The 16,088-nt window shown below is 71.4% G+C and carries 15 protein-coding genes and 1 pseudogene; 9 read left to right on the forward strand and 7 right to left on the reverse strand.

Annotation, left to right across the window (positions count from 1 at the left end):
* Positions 1-234 precede the first annotated feature (234 nt).
* The 5 genes from AMK22_RS21445 (at position 235) to AMK22_RS21465 (ending at position 5,876) form a co-directional block, all read left to right on the forward strand.
* Positions 235-906 (forward strand): TetR family transcriptional regulator, encoded by a 672-nt coding sequence (locus AMK22_RS21445; RefSeq protein ID WP_073787522.1) that lies wholly within the window; start codon positions 235-237, stop codon positions 904-906.
* 377 nt (positions 907-1,283) lie between these two features.
* A complete protein-coding gene (locus tag AMK22_RS21450; protein ID WP_073787325.1) occupies positions 1,284-2,495 on the forward strand; it encodes an alpha/beta hydrolase in 1,212 nt (403 codons plus the stop codon).
* Between the two features lie 96 nt (positions 2,496-2,591).
* A complete protein-coding gene (locus AMK22_RS21455) occupies positions 2,592-3,590 on the forward strand; it encodes a DUF4429 domain-containing protein (RefSeq protein WP_073787327.1) in 999 nt (332 codons plus the stop codon).
* Positions 3,591-3,796: 206 nt separating this feature from the next.
* Positions 3,797-5,173 (forward strand): sensor histidine kinase, encoded by a 1,377-nt coding sequence (locus AMK22_RS21460; protein WP_079186318.1) that lies wholly within the window; start codon positions 3,797-3,799, stop codon positions 5,171-5,173.
* A gap of 19 nt (positions 5,174-5,192) precedes the next feature.
* A complete protein-coding gene (locus AMK22_RS21465) occupies positions 5,193-5,876 on the forward strand; it encodes a response regulator (protein WP_073787329.1) in 684 nt (227 codons plus the stop codon).
* A 107-nt stretch (positions 5,877-5,983) separates the two neighbouring features.
* Here the strand turns inward: AMK22_RS21465 and AMK22_RS21470 are convergent, their stop codons facing one another.
* From AMK22_RS21470 to AMK22_RS21485, 4 genes are all read right to left on the reverse strand, one after another.
* Positions 5,984-6,805, reverse strand: coding sequence for an APH(3'') family aminoglycoside O-phosphotransferase (locus AMK22_RS21470; protein WP_073787331.1), 822 nt, complete (start codon positions 6,803-6,805; stop codon positions 5,984-5,986).
* Between the two features lie 123 nt (positions 6,806-6,928).
* Positions 6,929-7,567: an isochorismate family cysteine hydrolase YcaC gene (ycaC, locus tag AMK22_RS21475; protein WP_073787332.1), complete on the reverse strand. Its 639-nt coding sequence runs from the start codon at positions 7,565-7,567 to the stop codon at positions 6,929-6,931.
* A 305-nt stretch (positions 7,568-7,872) separates the two neighbouring features.
* Entirely contained in the window at positions 7,873-8,892 is a 1,020-nt protein-coding gene (locus AMK22_RS21480; RefSeq protein ID WP_073787334.1) for an aldo/keto reductase, read from the reverse strand.
* Positions 8,892-9,353 carry a MerR family transcriptional regulator gene (locus AMK22_RS21485; protein ID WP_073787336.1) on the reverse strand — a complete coding sequence of 154 codons (462 nt, stop codon included), beginning with the start codon at positions 9,351-9,353 and terminating at the stop codon, positions 8,892-8,894. The genes AMK22_RS21480 and AMK22_RS21485 overlap by 1 nt, the downstream gene beginning before the upstream one ends.
* Before the next feature lie 177 nt (positions 9,354-9,530).
* Here AMK22_RS21485 and AMK22_RS21490 point away from each other — a divergent pair, with 177 nt between their 5' ends.
* Both AMK22_RS21490 and AMK22_RS42410 read left to right on the forward strand, forming a co-directional pair.
* The gene (locus AMK22_RS21490) at positions 9,531-10,352 is read left to right on the forward strand and encodes a serine hydrolase domain-containing protein (RefSeq protein ID WP_073787338.1); all 822 of its coding nucleotides are present in this window, start codon (positions 9,531-9,533) and stop codon (positions 10,350-10,352) included.
* Positions 10,353-10,553: 201 nt separating this feature from the next.
* Complete coding sequence (locus AMK22_RS42410; protein WP_079186326.1) at positions 10,554-13,472, forward strand: eCIS core domain-containing protein; 2,919 nt, start codon at positions 10,554-10,556, stop codon at positions 13,470-13,472.
* Here AMK22_RS42410 and AMK22_RS21500 read toward each other — a convergent pair.
* Positions 13,453-13,920: an ATP-binding protein gene (locus AMK22_RS21500; protein ID WP_242434084.1), complete on the reverse strand. Its 468-nt coding sequence runs from the start codon at positions 13,918-13,920 to the stop codon at positions 13,453-13,455. The genes AMK22_RS42410 and AMK22_RS21500 overlap by 20 nt on opposite strands.
* Positions 13,921-14,007: 87 nt before the next feature.
* On the opposite strand from AMK22_RS21500, the gene AMK22_RS21505 reads away from it, so the two are divergent.
* Both AMK22_RS21505 and AMK22_RS21510 read left to right on the forward strand, forming a co-directional pair.
* Positions 14,008-14,856, forward strand: a complete 849-nt coding sequence (locus tag AMK22_RS21505) for a helix-turn-helix domain-containing protein (RefSeq protein ID WP_073787339.1) — start codon at positions 14,008-14,010, stop codon at positions 14,854-14,856.
* Positions 14,816-15,082, forward strand: a complete 267-nt coding sequence (locus AMK22_RS21510) for a DUF397 domain-containing protein (RefSeq protein ID WP_073787341.1) — start codon at positions 14,816-14,818, stop codon at positions 15,080-15,082. Before AMK22_RS21505 ends, AMK22_RS21510 begins: the two co-directional genes overlap by 41 nt.
* A 94-nt stretch (positions 15,083-15,176) precedes the next feature.
* Here AMK22_RS21510 and AMK22_RS41100 read toward each other — a convergent pair.
* Positions 15,177-15,363, reverse strand: a pseudogene (locus AMK22_RS41100) (IS5/IS1182 family transposase); the annotation flags it as partial.
* 206 nt (positions 15,364-15,569) lie between these two features.
* A complete protein-coding gene (locus AMK22_RS21515; RefSeq protein ID WP_073787343.1) occupies positions 15,570-15,941 on the reverse strand; it encodes a beta/gamma crystallin domain-containing protein in 372 nt (123 codons plus the stop codon).
* Between the last annotated feature and the right edge of the window lie 147 nt (positions 15,942-16,088).

The following is a 16,088-nucleotide window of genomic DNA, read 5'->3' on the forward strand; positions in this document are numbered from 1 at the left end:
AGTTGACAAACCATTTCACTAGTCGGTAACTGTCACGTAGCTCACAGGTAGGCTGAGCTGGCCAAAAGCAGGAGAAAGAGGACCACTTCAGTGACCGAGGGGCAGCGGGCGGCGCGCCCTGCCGAGCCGCGCGAGAGTCCGGCGCACGGGCCGCGCGAGCACCCGGCCGGGCGGAACGGGACACCGACCGGGCGGGGGCGGCCCCCGGAGGGACCGGGCGAGCGCCCGGCCGGGCTGCGCGAACGGAAGAAGCGCCGCACCCGGGACGCCCTGCTGCACGCCGCACTCGACCTCTTCACCACGCAGGGGTACGAACAGACGACCGTCGACGAGATCGTCGATGCCGTCGAGGTCTCCCAGCGCACCTTCTTCCGCTACTTCGCCAGCAAGGAGGAGGTCGCCTTCGCCATCCAGGAGATGGTGGAGTCGCACTTCCTCTCGGAGCTGCGCCGACGGCCCGCTTCGGAGGCGCCGTTCGAGGCCATACGGCGCGCGGTCCTCTGCGCCTGGAACAGCCTCGGTGACACGATCGAGGCGATCATCACGGTCGAACTCCACATGCGCACGTACCGGATGATCGAGTCGACACCGTCGCTGCTCGCGGCCCACCTGCGGCGCAGCATCGACCTGGAGAACCAGATAGCGCTGCTGATCGCCGAGCGCGAGGGCCTCGACGTGGAGAAGGACCCCCGGCCCAGGGTGGCCGTCGCGGCGTTCTGCGGGGTCATGCGGGTGACGGGCCAGCTCTGGGGCCGGGGACGGGACGCCAGCGTGGAGTCGCTGCGCGTGCTGACGGAGCGGTACCTGGACCAGCTCGGTCCGGCGTTGGCGGGGAACTGGCGATCGGGTGCGGGCACGCGCACGGGGGCTGAGGCGGGAACCGGTACCGGTCGCACATCCGGCTGACGGCACGTCCGCACGGAATCCGGCCCCTGGCCCGCCCCTGCTCCCGTCGGCACCATGAGCTCCCGCCCGCTGCCCGAGTCCTGATGCCCCGGTGCCTCGACGCGCCGACGCGCCGACGTCCTGATGCCCCGACGCGCCGACGTCCTGGCGCGCCGATGTGCCGTACGTCTCGGCGCACCGCATGACCGACTTCACAACGGCCCCGCCCCGACGGTCACGTGCGACGCCCCGGAGCCGCTTCCCGGGCCCCTCGCGCACCTGAGCGTGTGCGAGGGGCCAACGCAGCGTGAGGCGGGCGGACTTGAATTCCCGACAGTCGGGTGATGTGCGTCACCCTCTGCACGGGCGCCGTGGCACGTCTCCTAATGTGGGCAGGAGTGACTTCCTTCGACTCCTCTCCCCCCCTCGCCACCTGGCGTGCGCTGCTCGCCGTCGCGGTGGTGTTCGTGATGCTGGCGACCACGGGCTGGACCGCCGTGCGCCACCAGAGCCCCGACGAGCCCCGCGCGGCCGCGCTCGCCGCCTGGGCCCGGGGCCGCCTCGCGGGACACCCCCTGCCGGACGCCGACGCATCGCCGCACCGCGTGGCCCGGTTCTTCGCCGCGCTCACGGCCGAGCAGCGCACCGCCCTCGCCGACAGATACCCGCTGGTCGTGGGCAATCTGAATGGCGTCCCGGTCACCCTGCGCTACCACGCCAACCGGCGGGCCCTGACCGAGGCGCGAGCGGTCGAGGGCAAGCGCGTGCACGACGTCCGGCTCTCCCCCGACGGCCGGGCCGAGGCGCTCCGCCGGATGGACCGCTTCCGGTCGATGCTCGCGGGCGGCCGGCACATCCTTGCCTTCGACCCGTCCGGGAAGGGGCGTGCGGCGGAGGTCTTCGGCGACCTCGACCGGGCCGAGCGGATCTCCGTGGTCGTCCCCGGCGTCGACACCAACCTGCTGACCCTGGAACGGCCCGCGCCCAAGGTGAACGCCGCCCCGGTCGGCATGGCGAAGTCGCTGTACGCGGCGGAACGCGCCGCCCGCCCCGGCACCCGTACCGCCGTCATCGCCTGGGCCGACTACACCGCGCCCGCGGGCATCGGCGTGGACGCGGCCCTGGGCAACCTCGCCGAACGCGGTGCGGTGCGGCTGAAGTCGCTGGTGGACGCGCTGCCCGGCGGGTCCCCCGTCTCGCTGTTCTGCCACAGCTACGGCTCGGTGCTGTGCGGTGTCGCGGCGCACGAACTGCCCGCCAGGGTCACGGACATCGCCGTCGCCGGCAGCCCCGGCATGCGGGTGGAACGCGCCGCCCAGCTGCGTACGGGGGCCAGGGTGTGGGCGACGCGGGACCACGGCGACTGGATCGAGGACGTGCCGAACCTGGAGTTCGGCGGGCTCGGACACGGAGCCGACCCGGTCGAACCCTCGTTCGGTGCGCGGGTCGTCGCAGCGGGCGACGCGGTCGGGCACAGCGGCTATTTCGAGCCGGGCACCGAGAGCCTGGACAACTTCGCGGCCATCGGCGTGGGCGCCTACGGTTCGGTGAGCTGCGCGGCTTCCGACCGCACCTGCCAGGCCGACGTCGCCCACGACCGGGCGGCCTGACAGGGATCCGACGGGCGCATCGCACCGTATCCGGCCACATATCGGGGCTTGCTCCAGGGGGGACGTGAGGGGCAAGTGCCGCATACGATGAGGCACATGGGTGATGTGCTGGCCGGAATTCATGCCACCTGGGAGTTCGACGACGACTCCGTGCTCATCCGCTTCGAACGGGGGATCCGCACACCGAAGCTCTTCCAGAGCCTGCGCGAGCGGCGTGTACCGCACGCGGCACTGTCTTCGGTGACGCTGGCCCCCGGCAAGCGGGGCACGGTGGTCCTGCGCGCGACGCCGAGACCGGGTGCCGACCCGCTGCTGGAGGCCGCCGCCGGGCAGCTGAAGGACAGCCACGACCCGTACCGGCTGGTGCTCCCCGCCGAGCGCGAGATGCTCGCCGAGTACTACGCGGACGAGCTGCGCGCCCGACTCGGCCCGGACGCCTCGGAGCCCGCCGACCGATTCCTGGTCGCGGCCCCGGAGGCGCCGATGCAGTTCAAGGCGTACGACGGCCGGGCCGGCTTCGACGGCGAGCGGGTCTGCTTCCGCTGGTTCTGGACGGGTGCCTCCACGGCGAAGTGGAAGGCCGGCGACCAGACGTTCCCGGTGGCGGAGCTGAGCGGCGTCGAGTGGCGTTCGCCGGACGTCTTCGACGGATATCTGCGGCTGCTGCCGCGCGGGGCGAAGGGCGCGGTCGCGGTGCCCGGCCCCGCCATGAGCACCCCCATGGGCGCGGTCACGGCCTCGGACGCGGGTGCGGATGCCGAGCCGGTGGCCGGTCCGTGTACGGCGTCCGGCGGCGCCCTGCCGACGGCCGCCGCCCGTCCCGCCCGCGCCGATCAGGACCCGGCCGCGGTGGTGTTCGGCCTCGGCTACGGTCCGGTGCACGAGTCGCTGCCGTTCGCCGCGGCGGTGCTGGAGTCGGTACGCCGGACGCAGCCCGCGCACCCGGCCCCGGACCCCGTCCTGGTCGGGGCGGGCCGGCGCGACCCGGCGGACATCGCGGAACGGATCCGCCATCTCGGGGAGCTGCATCAGGCGGGTCTGGTGACGGACGACGAGTTCAGCGCGAAGAAGGCCCAACTGCTCGCGGAGCTCTGAACGGACCGGGCGGCTCTCCCGTCGCCCCCGGAGGGGCGGGGCGCGGACGCGGGGAGGTACGGAGGCCGGCTCGCCCGTCTCGTTCTCCCTCTGTCATGCTCTCCGTGCGTCCCGCCCGTCATACCCTCGTACGAGACGGGGTGGCGGCGGATCGAAACCCCGGTATGACGCCATCGGGCGGGTCCGCTGCCTACGCTGATGCGGCCATGACCACTCCCCCGCCCCACGTCGAATCCGAAGCGCGCCACGGCCTGTCCGAGGCCCCGCGCGTCCCGTCCGAAGCGCCGCCCACCGTCGACGGCCTGGTGAGTGCCGCGCGCCGCAATCTGCGGCGGGTCGTCCATGACCTCGGTCATCCGTCCTCTCCCCCGGCACCCCTTCTGGCGAAGGCGCCCAGGCGTTGGCAGCGGCTGCTGCCCCACGCGGGCGTCCTCGTCCTCTTCGCGATCCTCTTCTCGGTCACGATCAGGGTGCTGACCGACGACTACGGGGTGGACGGCGGGCTCACCGGATTCCTGGCCGTCGCCCAGGCGGGGCCGCTCCTGATGCTGGCGCACCGGCCGTTGCAGGCATGGTGGATCATCCTGCCCGCCGACGTCCTGGGGGCGCTGATCCTGCTCCAGGAGCCGCCCGCCTCGTTCGACGTCTGGCCGTGGCCTCCCCCCACCCTGCTCGGCCATCTCTTCCTGCTGCTGGCGGTGGCCCTGCGCGAACCCCTGCGGACCGCGGCCTCGGTCTGGTCGGTGACGTCGGTGGCGGGCCTGGTGCTGCATCTGATCGCCCCGGGGCGCGACAACGGCAGCGCGGTGCTGCTGTCGATCCTCGGCGCGGTGTTCGCGGTGCTCGGCGCGGTGATTCGGGAACGGGGCGTCGCGCGGCAGCGGCTGGTCGAGCAGGAGATCATCAGCGAGGCGGAACGGGCGCGGCGGACCCTGCTGGAGGAACGCGCCCGGATCGCCCGCGAACTGCACGACGTGGTCGCGCACCACATGTCCGTGATCACGGTCCAGGCCGACTCCGCGCCCTACCGCGTCCAGGGGCTGTCCGAGGAGGCGCGCGAGGAGTTCGGCGCGATCGCGGCGAGCGCACGGGAGTCGCTGACGGAGATGCGGCGGCTGCTGGCGGTGCTGCGCAGTGACGGCACCGACGGCGAGCGGGCGCCGCAACCGGGGCTCGACCGGGTGCAGCAGCTGGTCGAGGCGACGGTACGGGCAGGGCTTCCGGTCGAACTGTCGCTGGCCGCCGTCCTGCCGGAGCTGCCGCAGGCGGTGGATCTGTCGGCGTACCGGATCGTGCAGGAGGCCCTGGCCAATATCGTGCGGCACGCGCCCGGCGCGCGGACCCGGGTGTCGGTCACGTCCGACGGCGGGCACCTGACCGTCCTGGTGGTCAACGGCCCAGCGGGGCAGGCGGGTTCGCCGCTGGAGACCAACGGCACCGGGCACGGGCTGGTCGGCATGCGCGAACGCGTACGGTTGACCGGCGGCTCGCTGGACACCGGTCCGCTGCCCGACGGCGGTTACCGGGTAGCCGCCCGCCTGCCGCTGAAGCACTCGGGTGAGCTGACGCCCACCACACCCTGACTCCGCCCTCGGAGGAACCTTGACCATCCGCGTGATCATCGTCGACGACCAGGCCATGGTGCGAGCGGGGTTCGCGGCGCTGCTCGCGGCGCAGAGCGACATCGAGGTGGTCGGCGAGGCGCCGGACGGGCGCCGGGCCGTCGACGTCAGCCGGGAGGTGAGCCCGGACGTGGTCCTGATGGACGTCCGGATGCCCGAGATGGACGGCCTGGCGGCGGCCCGCGAGCTGCTGAACCCGCCCGCGGGGGTGGAGCACCGGCCGAAGGTGCTGATGCTCACCACGTTCGACGTGGACGACTACGTGTACGAGGCGCTGCGCGCCGGGGCGTCCGGGTTCCTGTTGAAGGACGCACCGCCCTCGGACCTGATCGCGGCGGTACGGGTGGTGGCGTCCGGCGAGGCGCTGCTCGCGCCGTCCGTGACGCGGCGCCTGATCGCGGACTTCGCCCGGCAGGGCCCCTCCGGCGCGACCCGGAGCGGGCAGGCGCTGCGGCTGAAGGGGCTGACCCCGCGCGAGACGGAGGTGCTGGAGCTGATCGCGCGGGGGCTGTCCAACCAGGAGATCGCGGCACGGCTGGTGCTGGCCGAGCAGACGGTCAAGACCCACATCGGGCGCATCCTGGCCAAGCTGGACCTGCGGGACCGCGCACAGGCGGTGATCTTCGCGTACGAGGCGGGGCTGGTGGTGCCGGGCGAGGCATGAGGCCCCGGGGCCGGCGCGCCGGGCCGGGCTCCGGGGGCCCGGACCGACCACGGCTGTCCGGACCGGGTCCCGGGGTCCCCGGCCGCCCAGGGATTGCGGGACAGCCCTCAGCCCCAGGTGAGCGGGTCGAGATGGAGGTAGAAGCGCAGGCGGTCGTGGTCGAGGGTGATTCCGTACCGCTCGGCGAACGCCGCGTCCGCGGCCCGCGCCTCCTCCTCGTCGGCCCAGGTCTCCCGCGCGTTGGCGAGCAGCAGCGACAGGTCGGCGTAGCGGTCGGCCAGGCCGAGGCGGCCCAGATCGATGAAGCCCGACACGTCCAGGGTCCGGGGGTCGAGAACGATGTTGGGCAGGCACAGGTCCCCGTGGCAGACGACCGTGTCGGCGGCCTCCTGCTCGCGCCGCAGGTCGGTCTGCGGGACGAGGCGGTCCAGCAACTCCGCTGCGGGCGTGCGCTGTTGCTCGACGGGCAGGAACTCCGGGTGCACCGCGCCACGGGCCACGACGTCGCGTGCCCGGGCGATCATCCCGTCGAGGTCCCGGCGGAACGGGCACCGCCGTGCGGGCATCGCGTGCAGCGCGCGGACCGCGTCCGCGATGCGGTCCCAGGCGGCCCGCAGCTCGGCGGCGGACAGCCGGTCGGCGGATACGCCGGGAACGGTGCTGGTCACCAGGCAGGCGCCCGCGTCGCCGGAGCGCCAGTCCAGCACCCGTGGCCCCGGAATGCCCTGGTCGCCCAGCCAGGCGATCCGGTCGCGCTCCGCTCCCAGGTCGGCCGCCTCCGCGACGGCCACGCACTTGGCGTACCGGCCGCCGTCCGCGCTGCGGAACACGCCCGCTCCCGATTCTCCGGTGTCGACGGGAAGCCAGTCGTCCTCGCCGCCGCCCGGCGTCTTCGGCAACAGGGTTCGGGGGCCGGGGACTTCGCTCATGCCGACCACCTTAGGGCGGCCTCCCCGGCCCGCCCGGCCGAGCGGCTGCCCGGCCCGCCGTGCGCGGACCCGCCCCCCGGATCCCGAGCCCTCACCCGAGAGCTGTCCCGTTGGCCGGAGTGCTCAGCTCCTGCCTTTGGTCGCCGCGTAACTGACCATGAGGTTGCGGTAGTTCGGAATGTGCTCGGCGAGCAGGTTGCCCAGGCCCTCGATGTCGCGCCGCCAGTCGCGCTGGAGTTCGCAGGCGACGCCGAACCAGTTCATCAGCTGGGCTCCCGCGTGCGCCATGCGGATCAGGGCCGCGTCGCGCACCTGGCCGGTGAAGGTTCCCGAGGCGTCGGTCACCACGAAGACCTCGTAACCGGCCTCGAGCGCGGAGAGAACGGGGAAGGTCACGCAGACGTCCGTGACGACACCGGAGACGATCAGCTGGCGGCGCCCGGTCTGCTCGACCGCCCGGACGAAGTCCTGGTTGTCCCAGGCGTTGATGTTCCCCGGCCGGGGGACGTACGCGGCGTCGGGCAGGATCTCGCGCAGTTCCGAGACCAGCGGGCCGTTGGGCCCGTCCTCGAAGCTCGTGGTCAGCACCGACGGCAGGCCGAAGTACTTGGCGCAGTCCGCGAGCGCGAGGACGTTGTTCTTGAACCGGTCCGGCCCGAAGTCCTGGACGAGGGAGACCAGGCCGGTCTGATGGTCGATGAAGAGGGCGGCGGCATCGTCGATGGAGAGCCGCCTATAGGTGAAGCCGTTCTGGGCCGACATGGGGGCACTCAACTCCTGGGGAGGTGACCGTGCCGCACGACGGCACCGTGCGGCACGGCCACTCACGGTTCGAGAAGCCCGGTCCGGGTCGGACCCGGTCCCGGGCACCTGGCGGTCTCGCTCGACGACCAGTAGAGGGCGCCGGTCGGCCCCCTGCAACCGGAGGACCGGCGCTCTCCGCCTCCGCCCGCGCCCACCGGGACGGGCCCCGCGCCCCGCCGACGCCCCGTGCGGGCCCCGCCGGAGCGGCCCCGGGGCCCTACCTTCCCGCCTGTGCGAACGGGCCTCGGGCCGTCCCGTACCGGCTACCGCTCGCGGGCCGTGGCCGTGTTGCTCATGTCCGGGTAGCGGTCGCCCGCCACCTGTCCGGCGATCGGCTCCAGCAGCGCCAGTTCCTGGTCCGTCAGTGTGATCCGGGTGGCTCCCACGTTCTCCAGCAGACGGCTGCTCCTGCGGGTGCCGGGGATCGGGACGACGCTCAGGCCGTGCACCTGGGCACGCTGCTGCACCCAGGCGAGGGCGATCTGCGCGGGCGTGGCCCCGTGCACCTGGGCGATCTCGCGCACGGGCGCCAGCAGCGCGGCGTTCGCCTTCGCGTTGTTGCCGGTGAAGCGCGGCTGGTGCCGGCGGAAGTCGCCGTCCGGCAGGTCCTTGGCCGCGTCCGTGAACGCCCCGGTGAGGAACCCGCGACCGAGCGGCGAGTACGGCACGAGGGCCACCCCCAGCTCGACGGCGGCGGGCACGGCGCTGCGCTCCACGTCCCGGCTGAAGAGCGACCACTCCGACTGGAGTGCGGCGATCGGGTGCACCGCGTGCGCCTCGCGCAGCTCGGGCCCGGTGACCTCGCTCAGTCCGAGGTGCTTGACCTTGCCCTGCCGGACCAGTTCTGCCATCGCTCCGACGGACTCGGCCAGTGGGACGAGGGGATCGCGGCGGTGCATGTAGTAGAGGTCGATGACGTCGGTGCCGAGCCTGCGCAGGCTGTTCTCGACGGCCTGCCGGATGTACGCGGGGTCGTTGCGCACGCCCCGGTAGTTCGGGTCGTCGTCCCTCCGCTCGATGGCGAACTTCGTGGCGAGGGTGATCTCGTCCCGGTGCGCCGCGACGAACGGGGCCAGGAACTCCTCGTTGGCACCGCTCCCGTAGACGTCGGCGGTGTCGAACAGCGTGACGCCCGCCCCCAGCGCCGTCTCCAGCGTCTCGCGCGCGGCAGCCAGGTCGGTGTCCCCGTAGAACTCACTCATCCCCATGCAGCCGAGTCCCTGCACGCCGACCCGCGGGCCGCCGTCGCCGAGCTCCACCGTGGCGATCTTGTCGTCAGTCATCAGGCACAGGGCCTTTCCGGCGCCCGTCGGGCACCCGCGTAGAAATCGATCTTGTGGTCGAGGACGGCGAGCGTGTCCTGGAGTTCCGCGATCCGCGCCTTCACGTCGCGGCGGGTCGCCTCCAGCAGCTCCTGCCGTTCCTCGAAGGTGTGCTCGCCCTCGCGCAGCAGCTCCGCGTACCGGACCATGTCGGCGACCGGCATCCCGGTCAGTCGCAGCTTGCCGACGAACGCCAGCCAGTCCAGGTCCCGGTTGGTGAACCGGCGCTGCCCGGTGTGCGACCGGTCGACATGCGTCATCAGCCCGATCCGCTCGTACCAGCGCAGGGTGTGGGCGGTGAGCCCGGTGAAGGCGGCGACCTCGCCGATGGTGTAGCGGTCCTGCCCGTCGGGGCGCGGGTAGGCCTTGGGGGCCGACGCGCGGACGTCCGTCCTCGTGGAAGTGGTCTCCATCGCCGTCATGCCCTCCACGCTAAAACCCTGGAGTGCACTCGAAGCAAGCGCGGTACGGGGACGGGTTGCGGCGGCGGTGCGGGCCTGCTCCGGGCCGCCGCGGCCTTCCTTCCCCGCTTCCCTCGCCGGCGCCGGGGACCACGGCCCCGCACAGGCTCCGAACGCCCGCCCATTACGCTCGTAGGCATGCAGAGCCTGGCGATGACCGACAACTGGCCCGTCCCCACCGCGGCGGCTGCCGTCGTACGAGCGGACGGCACCGTCGTCGGTACGCACGGCCCGACCGCGCACCGCTTCCCGCTCGCCTCGGTCACCAAGCCGATCGCGGCGTACGCGGCGCTCGTGGCGTACGAGGAGGGCGCGGTCGAGCTGGACGAACCGGCCGGGCCCGAGGGGTCGACCGTACGGCACCTGCTCGCGCACACCAGCGGGCTCGCGTTCGACGAGCACCGGACCATGGCCGCGCCCGGCACACGCCGGCTCTACTCCAACGCGGGCTTCGAGGTGCTGGGCGACCACATCGCCAAGGCCGCCGACATCCCGTTCCCGGAGTACGTGCGCGAGGCGGTGCTGGAGCCGCTGAGGATGACATCGACGACGGTGGACGGCTCACCCGCGAAGGACGGCGTCTCGACCGTCGACGACCTCGTACGGTTCGCGGCGGAGCTCCAGGCGCCCCGGCTGCTCGACCCGCGCACGGTGCTGGACGCGCAGAGCGTGCAGCACCCCGGCCTGAAGGGCGTGCTGCCCGGCTACGGGCACCAGAACCCCAACGACTGGGGGCTCGGCTTCGAGATCCGGGCCCACAAGTCGCCGCACTGGACGGGTGGTTCGTCCTCGCCCGCGACCTTCGGGCACTTCGGGCAGTCCGGCACCTTCCTGTGGGTCGACCCGGTCGCGGGCGTGGCGTGCGTCGCCCTCACCGACCGGGCCTTCGGCCCGTGGGCGGTGGACGTGTGGCCGGCGTTCACGGACGCGGTGCTCGCGGAGCTGCGTGCCGGTCGCTGAGGGACGGGCGATCTCCGGTGGCGGCGGTGTGGAGGCGGGCGGCACGGTCGTCGGCACGACTTTCCCGCCCGGCTCCGTCCTCGGCCTCGACCGGGCGAGGAGCCGGCCGTCTTCGAGTCCTTCACGGCCGTCACGGACCACCCGCACCGGAATAGTCGTGAACCACTCCCGCTCGTGGATCGGATGACCGACCATCGATTCATGCGCACACACGATCGACAGGGTGACGCCGCCCGTCCCGCCCGCACGACCACTGCCCCGGTACCGGCGACCGGTCCCGCAGTCGCCACCGCCCCGGTCGCCACCGCACCGATCACGGCCGCCCCGGTCGCCGCGTACGGTGACGCACACGGTGTTGCCCACCCGGACTTAACCGGCCCGCCCACCGCCCTCCCGCTCGACGTGCTGCAACGTTCCCTCGGGAACGCCGCCGTGGCACAGATGCTGGAGGCGCGGCGCCGTGCCCGGGAGGGAGCGGCCGGGGAGCAGGAGCCCGCCGCGGTGCAGCGCTCCTCGGTGCCGGACGTGCTGCGCTCGCCCGGGAAGCCGCTGGCCGGGGCGGTCCGCGCGGACATGGAGGCGCGGCTGGGCGCCGACTTCTCGGACGTACGGCTGCACACCGGCGCCGCCGCACAACGCTCCGCGGCGGAGGTCGGCGCCCGCGCGTACACCTCCGGCAGCCATGTCGTCCTCGGTGCCGGAGGCGCCGACCGGCACACCCTGGCCCATGAGCTGACCCATGTGATCCAGCAGCGCCAGGGTCCGGTCCTGGGCACCGACAACGGCTCCGGGCTCAGCGTTTCCGACCCGTCGGACCGCTTCGAGCGCGCCGCGGAGGCCAACGCCCGACGGGTCCTGTCCGGCCCAGCCCCCGCCGTGGAGGCGGTCCCAGCGGAGACGGCCCACGTACAGACGGCGCCCGTGCAGCGGGTGCCCGCCCGGACGCACGCCCACGGGCAGGTCGCCGTGCAGCGCGCCGAGGGCGGCGAGGCCCTCTTCGACCACGCGCAGTACTACGCGAAGGCCGGATGGCAGGACTCGGCCGAGGAGTTCGAGAAGCGGCTCGGCGCGTACGCCTTCCGTGACGCTCGGGCGCTCGCCGCCGCCCGGACGACCGTGGCACGGCTCAAGAAGCTGCTCATCGCCTACGCCCGCACGGCGCACAAGTCCACGGCCCTGGCCAACAAGTCGTTCTTCCTCAGCGACACGACCAGTGGCGGCCAGGTGGGCGAGAGCATGACCACCGACCAGATCAACGCCTTCTTCTCCCGTGACGGCAACCTCCGCGAGCTGATGACGGCCCTGTACAACGCCGCGTACTACAACACGACGGCCCCGGACGGGGGCGCGGGCAAGCTGTCGCTCAAGGAGATCCTGAACGGCATCATCGGGCCCACTCCACAACTGGCGTCCACGCTCGGCATGAACGAGGAGGAGCTGAAGAAGCACTCGGCGTTCCTCAACAGCTCGACCCGGGCGCTGATGGAGGCGGCGGCGAACGTCAAGGGCAAGGGCTACAACTACGCCAAGGACCCGTACGCCTTGGGCAACATCCTGGCGCAGTCCGAGTCGGAGACCTTCGCCGGTGACACCCTGGAAATGATCAACAGCCAGGCTCCCCGGCAGAAGCGCGACGACGCCGACCGGGACGCCCACCGCAAGACCCCCCGCGACTACGAGGACCGGGGCGCACCGCTCAGCACCCGTGAGCTGGAGTTCGCGGGCAAGCCGGGACCGGACGACAAACTCCCCTGGATCGAGGGCACCGCCTACTACGAGATCAACCAGGCGTCGAGTTGGGCCAAGTCGAGCGCCGCGCGCGGCATTCCGGTCGTCGCGGGCATGTCGGGCACCACGACCCGGATGATCAAGACCTTCCAGTGGATGGACGTGCCCGGGGTGGACGCCTTCGACTACCGGATGGCCGTGATGGGCTGGATGCTGCCGTCCTGGGACCACTCGCTCTACGAGATCCTGCGCGGTTCCTGGGCGGCCGGGGTCAAGGGCCCCAAGGAGTCGGTGCTGCGGGCCGAGAGGGGCGCCGCGCTGATGTACCAGAACATCGCGCCGTTCACGGAAGAGGAACTGCGCCAACACGTGTGCGTCGGCGGGCACTTCCCGCACGAGCTGATGTACGTCACCGAGGCCGGCAGGCCCCGGGACGTGGACCCGGCGGCCGGCGGCTTCATGGAACCGGGCGTGAACGCGGCCCAGGACGCCCAGCAGAAGTACCGGACCTTCGACGAGGCCGACACCCACCCCGATCCGCGCATCGACCAGTGGAAGCTGAACAACGGCGTCACCTCCGTCAAGGACGTCACCAAGACGTTCAAACCCGCCCACGCCACGGCCCTGATGACGTACACCGGCGGGGCACACGCGATGATCAACGCGGCGGTGCGCAGCCGGCTGCTGCCCGAGGGATACGCGCCCTACGGCACCGCCGGATTGCTCACGTCCGGCGCCGAGTCGTTCTCCCTCGCGCAGATCAAGAGCAAGCTGCGGTGGGCCGCCACGAATCCGGACGAGAACGTGCCGACGGTCACCGAGGACCCGGTGATCGAACCGCAGCTCGCGGCGGCGCAGGGCACGGACGCGGCCGCCAAGAAGGCGGCGATGGCCGTCATCGACGCGCGGATCGACGTCATCGCGCCGCCGCTCTTCGAGGAGCTGAAGGCGCACGCCGACATGACGATGGAGGCCCTGAACCGGCTGCCGCCCGTCACCGGCACGGTCTACCGGGGCGACTGGAACATCGGCGGCGACGGAGCGGTCACCCAGCTCGGCAAGTACGCGGCGGTCAACTACCGTCCGGGAACCATCTTCACGACCTCCTTCGACAGCACCAGCAGGGAGGCGGACGTGGGGATGGACTTCATGCGCGACCAGCGGGTGGACGGCGCGGCGCGCCACCGGATCTTCCTCGAACTGACGCTCACCGGCAAGTACGGCCGCGACATCGACCCGTTCCACCAGTACCAGGGCACCGAGGCCGAGGTCCTGCTCATGCCGGGCGCGCGCTTCAAGGTCACCAGCAGCGAGTGGGAGCACGACCCCGACCACCGGACGGACCGGGGCGGCAGCGACTGGTACGAGCACGTCAAGGCGACGGAGGTGTGAGAACCGGGGCGGTCGCCTTCGCCGCACGCACGGAAAGGCACTCGAACCACACCGTCTTCCCCGCGCCGTCGCGGCGCGACTCCGCGCCCCAGCGGTCGGTGACGGCGTCGACGAGGACCATCCCCCGCCCGTCCTCGGCGAGCGCCTCACCGACCGTCACGCACGGCAGTTCGGCGCACTCGTCCGCGACCTCGACGCGCACGCCCCCGTCCGGGAGCAGGAAGATGAACGTCTGACAGATGCTGCCGGGCACGTGCCGTACGACGTTGGCGATCAGCTCGGTGAGCGCCAACTCCGCCGCGTCGGCCACGTCGAGAAGCCCCCAGTTGGTGAGGTACAGGCGCAGGATCTGGCGCAGATGCCGGGCGGAGTGCTCGCTCATCGCGAACGCGGCGCGGTAGGTCGGCTCCAGCGGGTCCCCGGTTCGGGGGTCGGTTGCGTGATTCACGTCACCAGAGTGCAGTGGTGTGACTACGGTCGGCCACGTACGGAAACGAACGCCGCGAGGCGTTGAACGCCGGAGGAGCCGCCCGCCGTGGCCAACATCCAGAAACTCGACCCCTGCGCTTCCCCGTTGGACTACTACGGCTCGGAGTTGCGCCGCCTGAGAGAGGCCAACAACCTCAAACAGGGGCAGCTCGGCGACATCATCTTCTGCACGGGTTCGCTGATCGGCCAGATCGAGACGACGAAGAAGGTCCCCACCCGCGACTTCTCGGAACGGGTGGACGCGGCGCTCGGCACGGACGGGGTGTTCTCCCGGCTGATCGGACTGGTCCTGCGCAGCCAACTGCCCACCTGGTTCCAGCCGTACGCCGAGATGGAGTCGTGCGCGTCCTACATCTCCACGTACCAGGCGCAGTTGGTGTACGGGCTGTTGCAGACAGGGGATTACGCGCAGGCCGTACTGGCCACCGGCATGCCGAACGACCTCGACAACCAGGTGGCGGCCCGACTGGAGCGCCAGCGCATCCTGGAACGGGAACGGCCGCCGCTCACCTGGGTCGTGCTCGACGAGGCCGTGCTGCACCGGCCGATAGGAGGCCGTGAAGTGATGCGGAAGCAACTCCAGCGACTGTTGGACCTCGCTCACCACCGTTGGGTGCGGATCCAGGTGCTGCCCTTCGCGGCCGGTGAACACGCTAGCCTGGACGGCTCGTTCACCACGATGCGCTTCGACGACGACCCCGACGTCGTCTACACGGAGGACATCGTCTCCGGCCATATGACCGCCAACCCTGACACCGTCAGGGAGGCCGCGCGCCGTTACGCTCACTTGCAGGCCGCAGCCCTCTCCGTCGAGGCTTCGGCGGCCCTGATCGCCCGCGTGATGGAGGAGCGTTATGGAGACCCGGCCCGACTTGAGGAACGCGCGATGGCGTAAGTCCAGCTACAGCGGAAGCACCGGCGGCGAATGCGTCGAGTGCACCGTCGTGGGCGGTGCGACCTGGCGCAAGTCCAGCTACAGCGGCACGAACGGCGGCGAATGCGTGGAGGTGGCAGACGGCCTCCCCTGCGCCGTACCCGTCCGCGACAGCAAGAACCCCGACGGCCCCGTCCTCACCATCGGAGCCGGTGCCTGGCAGTACTTCGTCGACAGCCTCCGCTGAACACATCGCAAGCGCGCGACGGAAGGGGCTCGGGTGACCAGCGGTCACCCGAGCCCCTTTCTCGCAAGGGCAGTGACTGATCATTTCGGAACGAGGCTTGAAGCCGCCTCAAGCGGATGAGGCCGCAGGCGAGTTGGGGCAGACCGAAGTGAAGGCCGACGCGTATCTCATAGCGGGTCCGCAGTCGTTTGACTCGGCGGAGTCAGACGAAGTCGGCTCGACGACCCAGCGGTCTTTTCCAGGCCGGAACCGTGGGCGATGCCCTTGCGGGCGCTCTTGGGACCGCAGATGCATTCCACCGCCCCACCCACAGCCAAGCTCTCACCGAAATCATTCTAAAATGATCAGCTATAGAAACGGCCTGACATGGAGAACCGGATAGGATTCGCACGCGGCGCCGATTCGAATAAGTACCACAAGAAGAAACAAGAAGAAGGGGACACCCCGTAGGGCGTCCCCTATTCAGCAGACTTCACCCTCGGCGAACTCAGTGAATCCGGACCGAAATGACCTTGTGGACATGCCCGGGGTTCCACACGTTCCACTTCTGAAGGGTGACGGTGTCGAGCCTCGGGTTGTTCATGTCCTTCTGGTACTGGAGGGTCACGACGTTGTTCCCTGATTCGACCCAGTTGACGCCGTAAATGGCGACGGGCATGGATCCGGCGTTGGCGAAACAGAGCGTGTCACGGCCGTCGTTATTGTGGATCGCCAGGTAGCCACGCTCGTTGCAGGCCGTACGGTTGATCAAGGCGCCGACGCCCGAGGAAGGCGCGGCCGCGACGGGAACGGCTGTGGCGACCAGCGCAGCCACAGAGGCGGCAGCGACACCGACGAAACGACGCACGGACAGCTTCATTTCTTCCCTTTCTCCTACGGTTCAGGAGCCCCTACTCTCGCACGCGCAGCGGCCACCCGGGAGTGCGCCTCTCAGCCAATTTCACGTGCCAACGACCCCTTTTTCGGCCTCCGGTCGAATCTTGGCAGTCGGTGGCACCGCAGCGGG

The sequence above is a fragment of the Streptomyces sp. CB01580 genome (genome assembly GCF_001905795.1).
Lineage (GTDB): Bacteria > Actinomycetota > Actinomycetes > Streptomycetales > Streptomycetaceae > Streptomyces.

Excerpts from the sequence above, each read along its gene's own strand:
- AMK22_RS21490 (WP_073787338.1), top strand. The coding sequence starts at position 9,531 with ATGCAGAGCCTGGCGATGACCGACAACTGGCCCGTCCCCACCGCGGCG.
- AMK22_RS21455 (WP_073787327.1), top strand. The coding sequence starts at position 2,592 with ATGGGTGATGTGCTGGCCGGAATTCATGCCACCTGGGAGTTCGACGAC.
- AMK22_RS21510 (WP_073787341.1), top strand. The coding sequence starts at position 14,816 with ATGGAGACCCGGCCCGACTTGAGGAACGCGCGATGGCGTAAGTCCAGC.
- AMK22_RS21515 (WP_073787343.1), bottom strand. The coding sequence starts at position 15,941 with ATGAAGCTGTCCGTGCGTCGTTTCGTCGGTGTCGCTGCCGCCTCTGTG.
- AMK22_RS42410 (WP_079186326.1), top strand. The coding sequence starts at position 10,554 with ATGCGCACACACGATCGACAGGGTGACGCCGCCCGTCCCGCCCGCACG.
- AMK22_RS21485 (WP_073787336.1), bottom strand. The coding sequence starts at position 9,353 with ATGACGGCGATGGAGACCACTTCCACGAGGACGGACGTCCGCGCGTCG.
- AMK22_RS21470 (WP_073787331.1), bottom strand. The coding sequence starts at position 6,805 with ATGAGCGAAGTCCCCGGCCCCCGAACCCTGTTGCCGAAGACGCCGGGC.
- AMK22_RS21460 (WP_079186318.1), top strand. The coding sequence starts at position 3,797 with ATGACCACTCCCCCGCCCCACGTCGAATCCGAAGCGCGCCACGGCCTG.
- AMK22_RS21480 (WP_073787334.1), bottom strand. The coding sequence starts at position 8,892 with ATGACTGACGACAAGATCGCCACGGTGGAGCTCGGCGACGGCGGCCCG.
- ycaC (WP_073787332.1), bottom strand. The coding sequence starts at position 7,567 with ATGTCGGCCCAGAACGGCTTCACCTATAGGCGGCTCTCCATCGACGAT.